Source organism: Allocoleopsis sp. (assembly GCF_036703385.1).
Classification (GTDB): Bacteria; Cyanobacteriota; Cyanobacteriia; order Cyanobacteriales; family Coleofasciculaceae; genus Allocoleopsis.
The window spans coordinates 1-17,608 of sequence record NZ_DATNPA010000146.1 but is presented as its reverse complement, the minus strand read 5'-3'; the positions used below and the strand labels follow the sequence as shown (position 1 = coordinate 17,608).

At 46.7% G+C, this 17,608-nt stretch carries 12 protein-coding genes and 1 pseudogene; 12 read left to right on the top strand and 1 reads right to left on the bottom strand.

What is annotated here, in order from left to right; genetic code table 11:
- The 12 genes from V6C93_RS07390 to V6C93_RS07335 all read left to right on the top strand — a co-directional run.
- Positions 1–654 (top strand): TIGR03943 family putative permease subunit (locus V6C93_RS07390; protein ID WP_333476009.1); only part of this gene is annotated, 654 nt, incomplete at its 5' end.
- 166 nt (positions 655–820) lie between these two features.
- Positions 821–2,419: an eCIS core domain-containing protein gene (locus V6C93_RS07385; RefSeq protein ID WP_333476008.1), complete on the top strand. Its 1,599-nt coding sequence runs from the start codon at positions 821–823 to the stop codon at positions 2,417–2,419.
- 116 nt (positions 2,420–2,535) lie between these two features.
- Entirely contained in the window at positions 2,536–3,141 is a 606-nt protein-coding gene (locus V6C93_RS07380; protein ID WP_333476007.1) for a hypothetical protein, read from the top strand.
- A gap of 219 nt (positions 3,142–3,360) precedes the next feature.
- Positions 3,361–5,880, top strand: a complete 2,520-nt coding sequence (locus V6C93_RS07375) for a substrate-binding domain-containing protein (RefSeq protein ID WP_333476006.1) — start codon at positions 3,361–3,363, stop codon at positions 5,878–5,880.
- A 229-nt stretch (positions 5,881–6,109) separates the two neighbouring features.
- A complete protein-coding gene (locus V6C93_RS07370; RefSeq protein ID WP_333476005.1) occupies positions 6,110–6,400 on the top strand; it encodes a hypothetical protein in 291 nt (96 codons plus the stop codon).
- Complete coding sequence (locus V6C93_RS07365; protein WP_333476004.1) at positions 6,400–6,933, top strand: phage tail protein; 534 nt, start codon at positions 6,400–6,402, stop codon at positions 6,931–6,933. Before V6C93_RS07370 ends, V6C93_RS07365 begins: the two co-directional genes overlap by 1 nt.
- A gap of 3 nt (positions 6,934–6,936) precedes the next feature.
- Complete coding sequence (locus V6C93_RS07360) at positions 6,937–10,455, top strand: hypothetical protein (RefSeq protein WP_333476003.1); 3,519 nt, start codon at positions 6,937–6,939, stop codon at positions 10,453–10,455.
- 66 nt (positions 10,456–10,521) lie between these two features.
- Entirely contained in the window at positions 10,522–11,058 is a 537-nt protein-coding gene (locus V6C93_RS07355) for a hypothetical protein (RefSeq protein WP_333476002.1), read from the top strand.
- 146 nt (positions 11,059–11,204) lie between these two features.
- Positions 11,205–13,016: a VgrG-related protein gene (locus tag V6C93_RS07350; protein WP_333476001.1), complete on the top strand. Its 1,812-nt coding sequence runs from the start codon at positions 11,205–11,207 to the stop codon at positions 13,014–13,016.
- Between the two features lie 15 nt (positions 13,017–13,031).
- Positions 13,032–13,529 (top strand): PAAR domain-containing protein, encoded by a 498-nt coding sequence (locus V6C93_RS07345; RefSeq protein WP_333476000.1) that lies wholly within the window; start codon positions 13,032–13,034, stop codon positions 13,527–13,529.
- Between the two features lie 333 nt (positions 13,530–13,862).
- Positions 13,863–15,080 (top strand): polysaccharide deacetylase family protein, encoded by a 1,218-nt coding sequence (locus V6C93_RS07340; protein WP_333475999.1) that lies wholly within the window; start codon positions 13,863–13,865, stop codon positions 15,078–15,080.
- Positions 15,081–15,439: 359 nt separating this feature from the next.
- Positions 15,440–16,912, top strand: coding sequence for an S-layer homology domain-containing protein (locus tag V6C93_RS07335; protein ID WP_333475998.1), 1,473 nt, complete (start codon positions 15,440–15,442; stop codon positions 16,910–16,912).
- Between the two features lie 419 nt (positions 16,913–17,331).
- Here the strand turns inward: V6C93_RS07335 and V6C93_RS07330 are convergent.
- Positions 17,332–17,608, bottom strand: a pseudogene (locus V6C93_RS07330) (hypothetical protein); the annotation flags it as partial.

Below are 17,608 nucleotides of genomic sequence, written 5' to 3'. Positions count from 1 at the left end.
AATTACTTTGGGCTGGTTGTTGCGACAGGGATTGCCCTATTAATACTTGCAGCTATGAGAATATCCCAGCTCATCACTCAGGTGCGTCAACAGGCGGCAGGAAGAACACCCATCATGCCAGTGGGTCAACACCTCAGCTTGTTTCCCCCTGGATGGAGTACTACTCTGCTACTAGCCGCTGCTATTCTGGGATTAGTGGTGACGCCGCAGGTCTTTGCGAGTCAGACCGCCATCCAGCGGGGTGTTACGGAATCTGTCACGATGACACGGACGCAGCCCCAGTCTTTTCGCGCTAACAGTAGACCAGAGGAGCGATCACTGATTGACTGGGTACGAACCCTTGCAGTTTATCCTGAACCCGACGCCTACACTGACCAGCGAGCCAAAGTCCAAGGCTTCGTTGTCTATCCCCCCAATCAGCCGTCACAATATCTCTTAATTTCCCGCTTTGTGATTACCTGCTGTGCGGCAGACGCTTACCCAGTTGGCTTACCCGTGAAGCTCAAGGGTAACCGTGATGCCTATCCACTGGACAGTTGGCAAGAAGTTGAAGGTCGAATGATTACCGAAACTCTGGATGGAAAACGCCAACTGGTTATTGAGGCAAGTTCCCTCAAAAAAATTCCCAAGCCAGCAAACCCCTACTATTACTAATCCAAGTTTCTAGATGAAAGATATTTGAGATTGCCTGTAGCGATCGCAAATCTTAGACTTTAGAACTAAGGCAACAGGATTGAAAAGGGCTTACTATTATACCAAGTTCCAAAACAAAAGCAATTAGCTCAAAGCTGGCACAACTCTGATAGGGAGGACTGCTCAAATGTATACAGGACATCGAATCCAGAAAAGAACCCGAACACAGTCCTCTTCATCAGCAGCAGAAGCCGACTTGTTCCGACATCGCCCTTTGAGCAATGAGACTGACCCAACCCCAGCCGACCTCGAAAACCAAGAGACTCCAAACCTCCAAGCCCAATCAGAGAGAGCAGCCCGTTTTGGTCACAACTTTAGTCGGGTAAAGGTACAGGATAGTACACCAGCCGTCATTCAGCCTAAGCTTGCGATCGGTGCGCCAGGGGACAAATATGAACAGGAAGCTGACTCAGTAGCAGCTCAGGTCATGAGCATGAATGCCCCAGCTAGCCAGCAGTCACTCCAACGACAGGCAACGGCCCCAGAGGAGGAAGAGGTGCAGATGAAGCCTCTGGCGAGTATGATTACGCCTCTAGTGCAACGCCAAGAAACAGCTCCAGAAGAAGAGGAATTGCAGGCGAAGCCTTTGGTGCAACGCGAAGAAGCCCCCGAAGACGAGGAATTACAAGCGAAGCCTTTGGTACAACGCCAGGAAGCCCCCGAAGACGAGGAATTACAAGCGAAGCCTTTGGTGCAACGCCAGGAAGCCCCGGAAGAGGAGCAATTGCAGGCGAAGCGATCGCCAGATGGCAACTCCCACGCTAGCAACAATCTAGAGAGTCAGCTAGGTGCTAGTAAGGGAAGTGGTAGTCCTTTGCCCGATGATGTGCGTTCCTTTATGGAGCCTCGTTTTGGTGCCGATTTTAGTCAGGTGCGGGTACATACAGATAGCCAAGCTGTTCAGATGAATCAGGCTGTGGGTGCCCAAGCTTTTACTCATGGCAGTGATATTTACTTTGGTGAGGGAAAGTCTCCAGCCATTTCTGATTTGACAGCCCATGAACTGACCCATGTGGTACAGCAAACATGCGCAATCCAGGCAGCGCCAGGGAGTGGCGCAGTAAAAAAGAAGGAAGACGCTAAAAAGAAGAAGGAGGAACAAGAAAAGAAGAAGCTGGAAGAAATGAAGACAATTCTTGACGCTAGTGCCACGGGCAAAGAAGCCTTGAAACTTATGGAAGACCATAAGGTGGCGGTCAAGTTTAAGCCAGGAGGTGGCTCGTACTTTGATAGCTCGTCCAACTCTATGGTTATTGATTCTCACGAAACGGCTGCTAATTCCGCGCTGACTTTTGTGCATGAGATGAATCATGCTAGATACCACCATGAAGGCCTATCAGCTGATGTAACCTCCCTTTCGAGGGAAGACTATGTCAAGAAAATGGTAGAAGAGGAAGCAGAAGGAACAGTTAAAAGTATTGAGGCAAAAATTGAATTGGAGGGTACTAAGATCGATGTATCTAAAGCTTCTTTCCCTCTTGAAAAAGAGTATCGAAAAGCCTATAAAGCTTCTATTGATGCTGCAAAAGCCAAGCTACCTAAAAGAGGTCTCATCGGGACGATGATTGATGAAGCTAAATTGCTGATAGCAGCAAGAATAGCCGGCAAAGAAAGAGTAATTAAAGGATTTATGGATGGAGAGGTTGTAACTTCTAACACCAAAGAAGCGTACTCAAAATACTATGGAAAATATTGGGACAAAGTCAACAAAAAGAAAAAAAAGTAAGTTGAAGCCATTGCGATAAAATATTCCAAATAGTTGCTGCGGCTAGTCACAATATGCACGTAAACATTCAGACAAATTACATACCTCAGCTCATTGCTGAGGTGAGGAGCAATAATATGCAAGCAAATATTCGTAAGCAACTTAGCGAAGCACTCGTTGATGTGGACGAAGAATATGCAGGTCTAGTTGCTGATTCAATGACCGAGATTGAGGTTTATCCTACGCCTTTCTTGAAGCATTATAAAATTTACAAAGTAGAACACTTTAACCCTCATAAACCTATTTTGTTCTACGTGGGTATGACTCCCGGAAAGCCTGCCTACCTGCTGACCAACAATCCTGAGAATTATGTCAACTTAACTCGGTCTGATGCTGTTGTCATTAATTCACCACAGTTAGCCGCTAACTATGCAACCACTTACCTAGAAGTCACGAGATCTATGTCCCAGCTATTCTACCTCGTTCGTTCCGTCGAAGAGGTAGAATTCCGGACTGATTTGGCGGATGAGGAAGCAAAAGCTAAGGCATCATTTTTACAGAAATATCGCTCGGTGATTGTTCCTCCTTCAGGAAGGCAGACGAATGGCAGCTATAAAGTGATAGCTTATGTCATACGCGAGCAGACTTTAGAGCAGCATTCCATTACAGTTAGTGAAAAGGGTGATATAAAAACAGATATTACTATCCTGGAACAAGACTTACCATTAGTCTATGGACTTTAATTGGATTCCAGATTACTGAAAATAAAATAACAAGTCACTTATTCAGACTTTTTGAGGAAGAATAAAGGAGTAAGGAAATTTTAGTGTTGTCAAATATCCCTAATCTTCCCTGTGCTTTAAGGCATTCATCAGCAACAAACAAGAACTATTAAAAAGCTAAATTCTCCAAGGCTTGCTACATGTGAATACCCTCTCTCGTGAGCCTGACAAGTTTTAACGATGGCAAAAAAAAAGAAGAAAAAGAACCTGACCAAAGGTGTATTTAAAGAATTAGGTCGGAGGGCAAGCAGTGAGGCAGAGGGTCGGCGAGATTACGTCGCCAGTACCGTAAGAAGCCGACTGGAAAGCTTGGTTCCAACCCAAATACGCTGGCTATTTCCATTCGTTACAGACTTCAAGCCCACTCTAGAGGACGAAGAGGAAGAAGCAACGGTTGCCACGCAGGTAAAGGTCGCTGAGTCAACCATTACCCCTCAGATTGTTGAACCGCTCTACAGCCAATATCGTTGCCGTTGGGGTGACCCCTTAACCTGTGAGTATCTCCAGCAAATTGTGCAGCAAAGCCCGGAAACCAAGTCTTGTCGAGAATGCGGTTTCCCAGCTACCTTACCGGAAAAAGCGGAAATCCGGGGCAGTCGCGGCAGATATCGCGTGGAACGCTTAATCGGGCGTCGGGGCATGGGGCGCTTATATCAAGGAACCCAACTCTCTAACAGCCATCAGGTTTTGATTAAGGAGTATCTCCTCCCCAATTATTGTTTCAATCCGGAAGAAGCTAAAACCCGTAAGGATGATTTTAGACTCAAGGCTGGAGTGAATTTAGCCGATGGTCGAGTTCAAGATTTCCGCTTGTGTCACCCGTGGGAAGCGATCGCAGACCACAATGAAGAACGCTGCTACCTTCTAACTAAGGGCAATTTCGACCTCTACCCCACTTTAAGAGAATACCTTGCCCTGCACGGTGCGATGAGTGCGATCGCTGTGCGCCAAGTCCTCAACCAAGTTTTGCAAACTCTAGAATTTCTCCACACGCAAAAATTCCGTTTTCCCTCCGGTCAGGTACAGTTGGGGATAGCTCATGGCAATCTGAGTCTGGATAGCCTCCTAATCGCCAAGAATCAGAATAGTGTTGCGCCTAACGGCTTCAACAATTTGGCTGCTTTTAGTTCCGAAATACTGAATACAGATTTCTTCATCTATGTGTGCGATTTAGCTTTGTGGGAAAGCCTATTTGACCCCAAAGGAGATTGGGGGCAGGGGACGAGAGAACATCAAACGTCAACCATCAATCGTCAAAATTCCCATCACCCATCGCCCATTTCTCATCCTTCAGCGGAACAAGATTTAATGGCTTTAGGATACATCGGTTTCTACCTATTGGTAGGTGCAAAAGTTAACCCGATTGACAGTCAACTCGTTGACCCAAAAGATGATCAAAAATGGCCTCCCATTAACTTTACCTTTAAGGTGTTCCTTCAGCGTTTGATGGGGTTTGGTATTCCGTTTGAGAGCGCACAAATTGCTCGTCAAGCCTTGTTAAAACTACCGCCGGAACCACCCATCGTTTACCCTGTAGTGCAAGCCGTTTCAGAGGAAGAGGAAATTGTAAAAACTCCTCGCATTCTTTGGATTATCCTCGGTATTTTTGGTTTCGGGTTGATTGGGTTGCTGATTTGGTGGCTCTGGCCTAAACCTCAAGTGGCTACAAGTGCTGGAGATGAAGTTTTGCTTTGCTGCATTAATAAAGTGTCTGCGATTCCTTCTGGGAAATTTACTTATACAGCGGAACAGCAGGGAACGTGGAATTATACAGTTCAGCAGAAAAATTTAGTAGCAGATGGCAAAACATTAGAAGAAGAACTCGAAAAACGTCAGCCTAAATTACAGTTAAATTACCAACCTGAAGATTCAAGTCAAACAGCGCTGGAAAAAGTGCGCTCTGAAAAAACGGACTTTGCTCTGACCAGTCTGATTACACCATTACCCATTGAACTGGAATCGCAAACCGTTGCCTACGATGGTTTAGTGGTGTTTGTTGCCTTTAGCTACTCCCAACGAGACAAAAGTCTGCCTCAAGCTTTAAACGGGCAAATCACTTTTGAGCAATTACGTCAACTCTACACGGGTCAAATTACCAACTGGAGAGAACTCGGTGGCCCTAACCTAGCCGTCAGACTCTACATTCCCGATGAAACTGAGGCTGTACGAATCTTTGAACAACGAGTTCTTAAAGATAGCCAAAGCATCCAAAGCTTTAGAAAGTTACAAAAAAAAGGTGACCCACCTGACACATTTACCAATTCCTGGGTTCCAGAAATTTACAGATTTCCCACATTTAAAATGTTACGGCAGGTGATTCAAGACTTTGAGTCTGAGGGGACTGGAATGGGTGCGATCGCATTTGGTAAACTCAGCCAAGTTTTTGGTCAATGTTCGGTTTATCCGCTAGCCCTAAAAGAGGGAGAAAAAGACTCAGTTCATCCTTTAGTCCAAGACAATCAGCGACCGATCAATCCTACAACCGATTTGTGCGAACATAAAGGAAGTTATTTTCCTAACCTGCAAGTTTTTCGGGACAACAGTTATCCTTTAGGGTATCCCCTAGCCGTCGTCTATTCGAGAGATAATAGCCGCCCTCCGGTTGGTGCTAAGTTTGCTGAAATGCTACGAACCCAAGAGGGGCAGCAAATGCTCAGTAGAACTGGACTCATACCTTTGTATCCAGTCGCACTCAAGTGACCATCGGTAGCAACCCAGGGTTGGCTCGTGTGACCCCTACCCGGCTCCCCCTTCTTTAGTACGGAAGGGGGTTGGGGGGTTAGATTTTCCGAATTCACCAACAACATCTTTTCAATCGCCAGGTACTTTGGCTCTCCAACATCCCGCTACAAGAGCCGAATTCGACCTTTGGCTACTGTTCGGGATTCTGCTGTATTTTTAAAGTGAGAGTGAGTTTTTATTATTGATAATGGTCAGCGATTTTTCTGGACAGACGCACGCTCAGGCCATGACCAGTCTGGGAACAGAACCTTCCTTGAAGCCGATTGGTGATATCTCTGTTCCAGCCGGTTACGCAGCCCCCGCTCTTGTGCAAAGCAAGGGTAAAGCAGAAGACCTAACGAAAGTCTCCAAAGTAGCTGGAAAGGTTTTGCAAGACCCTTTACTGATGAGGTTACTGAGTGACCGAGTTTATCAGCTGATGCTAGAAGACCTACGCCGTCAGCAAGAACGGAGTAGAAACTATGGAGGGCGTTTGTGATGACAAATAGTCAAAACCTCAATGGTAAAGTGACTCACGAACTTAACTACGTGACAGCCAATCGGTTTTATGTAGAGATTGAGAGTGAAATCACGGCATCTTTTACGGAGTGCGCGGGTTTAGGTGTCCAGGTAGATAAAGAAACTTACTTTGAAGGAGGTATCAACGATCAGCAGCGGATTTTTCTCAAGCAAGCCAAATTTAGTGATGTGACACTCAAGCGCGGCATTACTAATAATTTGGTCTTCTGGAATTGGGTCAATCAGATATTAGACTCCAATAGTCAAAAAGAACGTCGTAATGTAAATATTTTGGTGTTTAACCAGTCTGGAGAAACCATGCAGTGTTGGACACTGATCGGTGCTGTGCCTGTGGGATGGAAAGCACCGTCGCTACAAGCTAATTCCAACACAGCCGCTATTGAGGAACTCACCCTAGCCTATGAGGGCTTGAAGGTTGTTAATAATTCAAACAGCGGTAAGGCCAGTACCAACGTTAAACGTGATGGATTGGGATATTTCCCCAGTCATTAACCTATGTCAGAATCCTCCCAAAACAACCGATTCAGTTCAAGTGATTCTGAGGGAGAAACAACATCCTGGCAACCGCCCCTTGGTCTCCAAAACCCTTTAGTTACACCCCATCCATTAGGGCAAAACTTCCTGTCCCCGAAATTTCTGTCCCCCTTGGGAGCACAACCTTTAGGAGGGGGTAACCCCTTAGGAGCGTCTGCTCAAGCATTATCCGATTACAATCTGTCGGAGAATTTTTTCCAAAATTCCTCGCCTTTGGCTGAATCTCAGTTATCTCTGAATTCTCCAGAAGCTGCTGTGACAGCAGCGGCTACCCCAACAGTAGGGATGGATAGCACTCCAGTGAATATCCAACGCTACCCTGGGGAAACTTCTACAGCAAACGGGCATGAAAATAACCCAATCTCAGCCGCATCGGATAACCTGAGCGAAGCCGAGCGTCGTTTGCTGGGACAAGATCAGGCAGAAGTTACAACCCAGGAGCTACAACTCGCTGCACCACATGAGCAACTGGGAGCATCAGACACAACAGCGCTCAACCCAACGGTTGTACAACCTAAATTAGCAACAGAACCTTTGCTTCAGAGGGAAATCGCGATTCCCGAAGCCCCTAAAGCCGTTGAACCCATTAGAGAATCATCGGTTTCTGAGTCGGAATCTAGCGTTCAGATACCGGAAGTGACTGAGGAACCGTCAGCGATCGCTAACGCTAACCCTAGTGTGATGCGTTCAGCCGACTTGAGCAACGTGCTACCCCCTCAGACTTCACCCGTTGCTCCGTTGCCGTCACTCCCCGCAGATCATTTGTCGAGTATTGAACCGAGTGTTAGTTCTCAAGCTGAGTTGTCGCCAGTTCATGGAATTGAACCAGCTCAGGACACCGAACAAAATACACAAGATGTCCCTAGTGTTTCTGTGCAACGCCAAGAAGATGAGGCATCTCCACCATCATTAGTCGAACCGTTACCCTTACCAAGTCAAGCCCTTCCAGACGCATCCCAACCCCCTCAATCCTTCGTGCAGACTCAGGCAACGGCAGACTCGCCTCCAGCGCTTAATCCGCCGACTGCTGAATCCCTATCTGCAATTGCACCCGTGTTAGCCAGCGATCACGTTAACGTACAGCCCTTAGTGCAGCCCAACAGCGACAGTGAAGCAGTAGCGATCGCAGAAACATCAGACTTACCCCTATCAATAGCAGGATCATCCCCAACAGCGGGAGAAAATCTTCAAGAGCCAGGGATTACACCCTCTGAGCCAACTGTTGTTCAAGCGTTTTCAGAAACAGAGTCTTCTGCTTTAAGTCAAAGCGCTGCTGCACCCCTTGAATCCCCCATACTAACAGAGCCAGAACGTCACCAATCTTCAATCATAGGCGAACCCGTTGCTGACTCCTCAACCCCAGTAGCCACATCAGAGTTGGAAACAATCACACCGAGTTCCTCCCCCACCCTAGAAGAACCGCAGCAGACAACAGAAGCCCCAGGCTTGGATACAGACACTGCACCCAGCCATTCACAAATTCTACAACCCCGATTAGAAAGAGAACCGTTCGCTGCTGCTGAGATCACTTCCCCAACGACTCCAGAGGCATCGTCAATTCAAAGACAGCCGCTTCCTCAAACAGAGGAAATGGCACCAAGTGCGATCGCACCTACTCAGCAAGAGGCGCTCGCTGCTGCTGAGATCACTTCCCCAACGACTCCAGAGGCATCGTCAATTCAAAGACAGCCGCTTCCTCAAACAGAGGAAATGGCACCAAGTGTGATCGCACCTACACCAGAAGAAGCGATCGCTCATCCTGATATTATTTCCCCAACTACTCCAGAGGAATCTGCCATCCAGAGACAGCCGCTTGCGGAAACACAGGAAACCGCACTAGGTGCGATCGCACCTACACCAGAAGAAGCGAGTACTCCTCCCGATATCACTTCTCCCACGGCTCCACAGGAATCTGCCATTCAGACACAGTTACTGCCAGAAACACAAGAAACGGCACCCAGCGCGATCGCACCTACACCAGAAGAAGCGCTCGCTCATCCCGATATCACTTCTTCAACGGCTCCAGAGGCATCGTCCATTCAGACACAGTTACTTCCTCAAATAGATGAAATGGCACCAGGTGCGATCGCACCTACTCAAAAAGAGGTGAGTACTCATCCCGATATCACTTCTCCCACGGCTCCACAGGAATCTGCCATTCAGACACAGTTACTGCCAGAAACACAAGAAACGGCACCCAGCGCGATCGCACCTCCACAAAAAGAAGCGCTCGCTCATCCCGATATCACTTCCCCAACTGCTGCACAAGAATCTGCCATCCAGAGACAGCCGCTTCCTCAAACAGCTCTAGTGGATACGGCATCTACGCCCTCAGCTAGCGAGACAAAGTTACCTTCTACCATCAGCCAAACCATAACCACAGACTCGACGCTGGTTATGCCAAAGGCTTTACCGGATGAAGCGACGCCTGTTCCCTACCCGACTCAGCCAGAATCCCTTCAGCCAACAGCCATTTCTCAACCCAACGAAAACACGTCATTAACAGAGCCCATCATCGCACAACCTCTGTTAGAAAGTGATACTAACTTGCAATCAGAAACATTGCCGACTCTCAAGAATTCCGAGGAAGTACAGGAGAATTCTCCTCAAGTCTCCCCCACCTCACTTAATAGTTCTCCTCTTCCAGCCCATCTACTACAAACAAAAGCAAACCTAACGGAAGATGAGTCATTTCATCAGAACCCAGACGTTCCTCAGTTACCAACTGTCTTGGAAAATTTAGTAGGAACATACCATACATTACCTCTAATCCAACCCCTCAATCAACAATCGTCATTGCTCTCTTCGACATCCACTTCTGAATTCTCAAGGGAGCAACCAACAATTGTTCAATCAATGCCAGAAACATTAAATCGGCTTGTCGTGCCAAGCACAGCACCTTCAGCATTACCAGAGGATGCCTTCAATCAAGGTCTACAATCAACCGTAAAAGTTCCACCTGTGAGCCTTGATACTGAACCTTTGACCCTTCAAAGAGCCACTGATGCAATTCCTAAAACAACTCCAGAGTCTAATCAAGAAGCTCAACGAATAGGGAATTCTACATATACTAGCGAGATACCAAATTCCTGGTCAAGTATTGCTGATTTACTAGAGAATACGACGACTAATTCCTCCTCAGCCTTTGGAGGAGAAACTCCCATACAAATGGCGTTTAACGATTCAATAAACCAAGCGCCTTCGGATTTGCAAGAATCTAATGCTTGGGAAAACCTAATTCCCGAATACTCCCGTTCTTCTGATGCTTCATCAAGCTTCAGCCAAGAAATTCCTATCCAAAGGTTCACTACAGAAGAGGCTTCAATTCAAGATGACAGTTCAGCCACCGAAAATCCTGCACAAGATAAGGAGGCTCAAGACAAAGATGAGCAAAACTTGGAAAGACTAGCGTGGGAAATCTATAGTTTAGTACGACAAAGGTTAGCTATAGAGCGTGAACGTTATGGTTCCTACTATTGAGAGCAATTGTCTTAGTGAAGAATTGGATTCATTGAGGAACATTTTATAAATTAGGAGGATAGGAAAATGACATTAGAAAAAGCAAAGCTCTTCGCTGTTTATAAAGGCGAGGGGGAAGACATTGAATTTATGTTTAATCCCAACCAACTGGCTTTTAGCCGAAGCATGAGCTTAGAGCAAGCAAAAGGAGCTTCTACTGGTAAAGGCAACAACAAAGTTAGCTTCAAACATCCAAATCCTTATTCCCTCAAAATTAGCAATATCTTGATTGATACCTATGAAACAAAAGATGGCAATGTCTTGGACACGATTAAGAAATTCAAAGTAGCTGTTGAATTTATCAAAAACGGCAATGGAAATGCTAAGGAAAAACGACCCCCCATCTATCTCTTTACCTGGGGTAAATATAATTACTTACGTTGTTTTGTAAAAAGTTTTAGTTTTAAGTTGACTCTGTTTCGCCCGGATGGTACACCAGTACGAGCATCGGTTGATTTGGATCTTGAACAGGTAGACTTACCAAACCCCCAACCCGGTCAGCAGACGCCTAATCCCAGCGAACGCCTACGCCGAGATCAAAATCGAGAGGCTTTTTTAACCTAGAGTTATACCTCACCCTAGCCATTGACCTAACAGCTAATTGTCAATGACAAATCAGCTAACAGCAAAAGCCAACGAACACCCAACCACTAATTAGTAGCGCTCTCCAACAAGGAATTAAGCCTGCATTAAGCCTTCCAGAGGTATCTATGACTGAAATTCGTTATGTAGCCAAACCGAATATAGAGATTGATGGCCAGAAAGCCTCTGAGGACTTAATGGAGGACATTTTGCAAATCTCCGTTGAAGAGAGCCTCCACCTGCCAGGAATGTTTACCCTAGTTATCCAAAATGCTTATTCTCCAGGAAGGAAACAAGATCAGCCTTGGAAGCATCAAAAGGTGTTTGCCATCGGTAAGCCTATCAGGATTGGTTTCTCTTCCAACACCACAGAAGCTCAGGAGTTTCACACCGAGGAGAAAGGCTACGTTCTAGAAGGGGAAATTACGGCGATGGAAACCCACTTCACCAGTGGCTCCCAGGCTCCCGTCATTATTCGCGGGTACGATGTCTCCCATCGCTTACACAGGGGACGCTACAACCGCTCCTTCCAAAACATGAAAGATAGTGACATTGTTAAGAAGATTGCTGATGAAGTAGGAATAGCAAAGGGCAAAATCGACAACTCAAGTGGACCTCATGGCTATGGTGATATCAATGGTGCCAATGGCTATGTGTTTCAAAACAATCAAACTAATATGCAATTCCTCCGGGAACGGGCGGCTCACAATGGCTTTGAGTTCTTTGTTCAGGATGGCAAGCTGAACTTCCGTAAACCCAAAGTTGATAAATCCTTAGAACTGAAGTGGTTAACAAACTTACATAGTTTCAGTGTCCGGGTTAGTAGCGCCCAACAGGTGAGTCAGGTTGAAGTCAGGGGTTGGGACTACAACAGAAAGCAGCCCATCGTGGAAACGGCAAATAAAGAAAAGGTATGGACCGAGACACAGAATGGCAAAGGCAGCCAGACAAGTACAAGCTTTAAGGGTAAACCTCCGACACCTAAAATGATTGTCGTGGATCAGCCCGTCTTCAGTAACGATGAGGCGAAGACAATTGCTCAAACGCTGTGTGACGAGTTAGGCGGAGAGTTTGTCCATGCAGATGCTAAGGCTGAGGGCAACCCAGAAATCCGACCGGGAAAGGTGGTGGAACTCAAAGAGATGGGCAAGTATAGCGGCAAGTACTATGTCACCGAAACCCGTCACTTTTTTCACGAACGAGTTTACACCACTGAGTTTAGTGTGCGGGGCTTGCGAGGGGGAGACCTCCTATCTATACTGTCACCTCAAACTCCCCACCAAGCTGGACAAGCTCCCTTAGTTGGCATTGTCACAGATAACAAAGATCCGAAGAAGTGGGGTCGAGTTAGAGTCAAGTTTCCCACTCTTACTGAAGAACACGCTAGTTACTGGGCGCGGGTTGTGGGAACAGGCGCAGCCTCTAACCGGGGGTTTGACTGCCTGCCGGAAATTAACGATGAGGTACTCGTTGCCTTTGAGCATGGTGACATTCATCGCCCTTACGTGATTGGTGGAGTCTGGAATGGTCAGGATGCCCCACCAGAGAGGGTAGATGATAGCGTTGTGGGTGGTAAAGTTCGCCTACGCACCTTTAAAACTCGAACCGGTCATAAACTCCAGTTTGTGGATGAGGATAAAGGTGCAAGTAAGAAAGGAGTTTATATCGATACTGTCTACGGTCATCAAGTCCACCTCAATGACACTGACAAATTTGCAGAAATCAAAACAAGAGATGGTCATTATGTACGCTTAGATGATCAGAGCAAAAAGATTGAAATCAAAACGAGTCTAGGGGGTTTAGCCACGATTACGATGAGTAGCCCAACAGGTGAAATTAACATCAAAGCGGGTACCCGACTCACTATCGATGCCGCTCAAATCGATATTACAGCCACCGGTCTCGTCAATGTTAGAGGTGCCATCATTAAACTGAATTAGAAACAGGAGTTGATTATGAACCGACCCGCCGCTAGAATTACCGATTCCGTTGCACATCCTTTGCCCCCTGTCTTAACTGGAGGGCCTGGTAGCATCAATGTGTTGATCGGTGGGTTACCTGCATGGCGAGGTATACCCCTAGCAGGTGCAGCCGCTTTACAATCTACCAAACAAGTCGCTGACATCACTATCCGAACGGCTGAGGCGGCTACACTGGCTGCTGCGGGTACGCCCGGTGCTCCTGCGGCGAAGGCGGCGGAAGAAACAACAAAGGCAACGACGGCGGCAACCATGAGCAGTACTATTACTAGTAGTGCAGGTGGTGCAGATATCCATATGTGTACTACACCTTTGCCCCTTCCTCCTCATGGGCCTGGTGTGGTGATTGATGGCAGCGCCACTGTTTTAATTAACAATCTCCCAGCTTGTCGTATGGGTGACACTATTGTGGAAGCCGTCGGTCCACCGAATAAAATTGTCAGAGGTTGTCCCACTGTTTTGATTGGTGGCTAGTGGGCTGTCCATCTAGCGTTGAGAATACCTCGGGAGTTCCATTACGGCAAGTACTCATCGAGGACAAATTCCATCTTCTGCTCCACAAAATTTATCCACAACGACTTGAGCGATCGCATTTCCGGTAATCTCTTCAGCGTGGCTCATAGGTGATGGTCGCCTTACTATCGCTCCCTCAGACTCCCGTATTTTGATAGAATTACAAACCAAACAAGTCTTTGCATGGAAAGACTAGCCTTCTAGACCCGGAAGTTGACTCCCCATTTGGGGATTTTGGATAAATTAAGTGAATCGTGGAGTCCCTAATCATTGAGAGATGTAAGGAGAGAGAACTTGGCAAAGCGTAATTCCTTCCTGTTGCGGAGGCTAATGTTCGTCACGATGGTTGCTGTGGGTTTTGGTTTTATCCTCGGCCTCAGCTGGAATACCCGTAACTCCTCTCAGCAGGCAATGGGAGCCAAGGATTCAACCTTACAACCAGCCCCTCTTGTACCCCTTCCCCAAGAAATTCCGTCAAATTTAGGAGATGAAAACTCACAGAAGCCCAACCCTGTCAAAACTGGGGCTTCTCTGTTTCCTCCCAACCCCAAGCAACAGGCGATCGCACAGTTGCCTAGTTACCCAAATCTCTCCTCAGACAACGCAGCCCCCTCTGCACAGGCATTCAGAAAACTAACCGGGGATAGCCTAGGTTCTGCCAACTCACCCAAAGTACAATCTGGTGAAACCTTACCAGAGAATTTGAATCCAAATATCCCTAAAGACAATGCAACGCCGTCTGGGCAAGGGCTTCAGGAGACTTCAAGCAACGGCATCAGTCCAGAAAGCCCATCCAGTGAGCAACCGACCCTAAACTTTGGCGCTCCCCCAGAGTTTCAGTCGAAAATCATTAAAAAGATAACGCCCTTGGAGCAGGAGAAAGTAATCGCGCTCACCTTTGATGATGGCCCTTGGCCTCGCAATACATTGAAGGTACTGGACATTCTGAAGAAGAATAACATCAAAGCCACGTTTTTTTGGGTGGGGCAAGCGCTAAAAGATAATCCACAGATTGGTAAGCAAGTTGTTGCTGAAGGTCATACAATTGGTAACCACACCTGGCACCACTGGTACCATCACTTAGATGCATCTACGGCGGCTCGTGAAATTGAGGATACGGCAGAACTGATTTATAAAACCACAGGGGTAAGAACATCACTCTTCCGCCCGCCTGGTGGTGTTATGAATAATGGCGTCGCCGACTATGCTAAGCAAAAAAAGGATGTGATTGTCATGTGGTCTAATGACCCAATGGACTATCGTCCACATTCTGCTGATCAATTAACTAAATATGTCATCCGCAAGGCACAACCAGGCGCAATTGTACTGATGCATGATGGGGGCGGCAATCACTCGGCTACAGTGGAAGCTCTCCCACAAATGATTGCCAAACTTAGAGAGCAGGGATACAAGTTCGTAACTATCCCAGAATTGATGAAAATGAGAGACCCACAAGCATCAGAAGTTATAGCAAAAAAAGATTTGCCTTCTAGGCCTACCACTAGCCCTTAGTTTAGGCTTTCGCTTAAATCATCAAAATTCGTAGTTGCCATCAGAGCGCTCTGATGGCAACTACGAACCGAAAAAATTTTATTAAAAAAACTATGCCGTGAGCAGGATGCAAAAATTATAAATTTTGCTAGCTTCTCACACCTCTCATTTCTGTAACATCTTTCATTACGGTTAATAGTGACGATGCCATTGTCCCTGAGCTAAAATCTCGAAAATCAGACCTAATTTCTGCATTTTTTAGCTGAAAAATTTACTTCGGCTAAATAATTTTTGATTCCATTTGCAGGAACAATAAACAGAATTAAGCATCTATTTTGAACAGTTTGGCGTTTGGCGTGAGATTAATGAAATTGAGTCTTATGACATCACAATGTGGGATGATTTTGGCAGCAGCAGGAATTGCTTTAGCCGAGATTTCAGTAAGTTTTGCGGCTTCTACGGTTTCTCCAGCTAGCGCTTCACCAATAGAGTTTTCTAGTCAAGCTAATAGCGTGGAATTAGCAGAACAGCCTTCTGTTAACCAAACTAAAGACAAGGATGAGAAAACGGATAAAGATGACAAAGATGACAAGGACAGCGATGCAATGGCACAAGAGTGCAGTTGTAAGGATGCTGTATTCAAGGATGTCTCTGAAAAGACTGGAACTGAATCATCAAAATTACGAATTGTCAAAGTAGAAAAGGAAACTTGGTCGGATGGCTGTTTGGGTCTGGGTGGCTCCAACAGTATGTGTACTCAATCTATGGTTCCAGGTTGGCGGGTAATTGTTGGTAGCGGCGAACAACGCTGGGTTTATCGTACTAACCTAGCGGGTACTGTTGCAAAGTGGGATGAAATGGCAACCCGTACTCTTGCCAGTAGTCAAACAGCCACCCAAACAACCAGCCAACAAGAGGTGATAACCCGCACGACTGAGACGATGCAATCCGTCACGGGCAGCAGTAACCAAAGCAGCAGCGAGAACACTCAAGCTGTTGTGGGTAGCACACAGACAATGGAGGGCGTCACAACCCAGACACAGCAGCAGACAAGAATGGCTCGCCGTAGCTCTCAGGTTAGTTTTAGCGATATATCTGAGGGCTATTGGGCCAAAGGTTTTATTATGGAACTAGCGCAGCGAGGGATTCTTACTGGGTTTCCAGATGGTAAATTCCATCCGGATAAGCCCGTAACTCGCGGTGAGTTTGCCGCCCTGCTTGCTTCGGTCTTTAAGAAGAATAAAGTTCGCAATGCGATGAGTTTTCAGGATATCTCGTCCAATTACTGGGCTTACGAAGGCATTCGGGAAGCTTATGAAATGGGCTTTTTAGGTCCAATTTCTGGCAGTCAATTCAAACCCTACCAAAGCCTGACTCGTCTGCAAATTTTGACCGCGTTGACAAAGGGGCTGAACTATACGTCAACGAGTAGTTCCATTGAGCAAATTTTGGGAGTTTACAGCGATGCTAGGGCTATCCCTGCCGAGGCTCGCAGCATAGTTGCGGCAGCGACAGAGCAGGGTATCGTGGCTAATTATCCCAATACCCACACTTGCAGTCCTAATAAAGTGGCAACTCGGGCAGAGGTTGCGGCAATGCTTTATCAGGCAATGGTCAGCAAGGGTGAGGCGACAGCAATTTCCTCGCCTTATATCGTTGGAAAAGAGGCTAAGTTTGGGGAAACTGGTGAAGTGAGGGAAGCAGGTGAAGCTAATCGGATTAAACCGAAGCGTCAACACTGCAACCAAGGGATTGGCAATGGCGCAGAAGGCTGTGACCCTGGTAACTCCCATCCTCACGGTGGTAGTAATGATGAGGGTGGACGGACGCCAGGAAACCGCCCAAATAAATAGTCAGCCCTATTTGCTAGATTGATGCATAAAAGTTAGCCCTGCCGATGATAACTCAGTAATGAGTATCCTTTTTCCCACTGCTCTGCGCGAGTCAGTGGGGTTTTTTCAGTTCTTACTCGGTACTACGAGGGATTTTGTTGGCTCAGGGAAAAATTGACAAAAAAGCCCAGCAGTTAGCCGCTGGGCGTCATGGCTTGTAGCAAATGCACCAACGAACTTAATACCTCGTTATTGGTTATAGCCGACTGAGGGGAGGTTCACTCCCCCTTAGGCCAATACGGCTCGGATCAGAGCGATCCCCCCTAGCCTCCCTTTCCAAGCTATGCATTACTCCTAAGAAACACATTCAGCCACAGGGGATTGAGCATTTTAGCTAACTGCGATCGCGTGAGGCGATCGCATCTTCAGTTTTTGATGTTTTATGCTGTTACTGCCTCTTCTTCTGATTCATCTCTGACTTTGAAATACCAGTAGAGATTAGCAACGGCTAAGTTTGAGGCTTTTTGTAAATTGGCAGGGACTAAGGTTTTATAACCTGCGATCGCGGCTTGCTCGCTGATGTATGATTCAAACTCGTGACGTAAACTCGGTTTCATCATCAACGTTAGCTGATCGCGCAGGGATGTAGGATGAGATTTTTCTTTAGATTCTCGTAGAGTAACTGTTCGGGTGGTGCGGCTAAGGCGGTTGTATCGG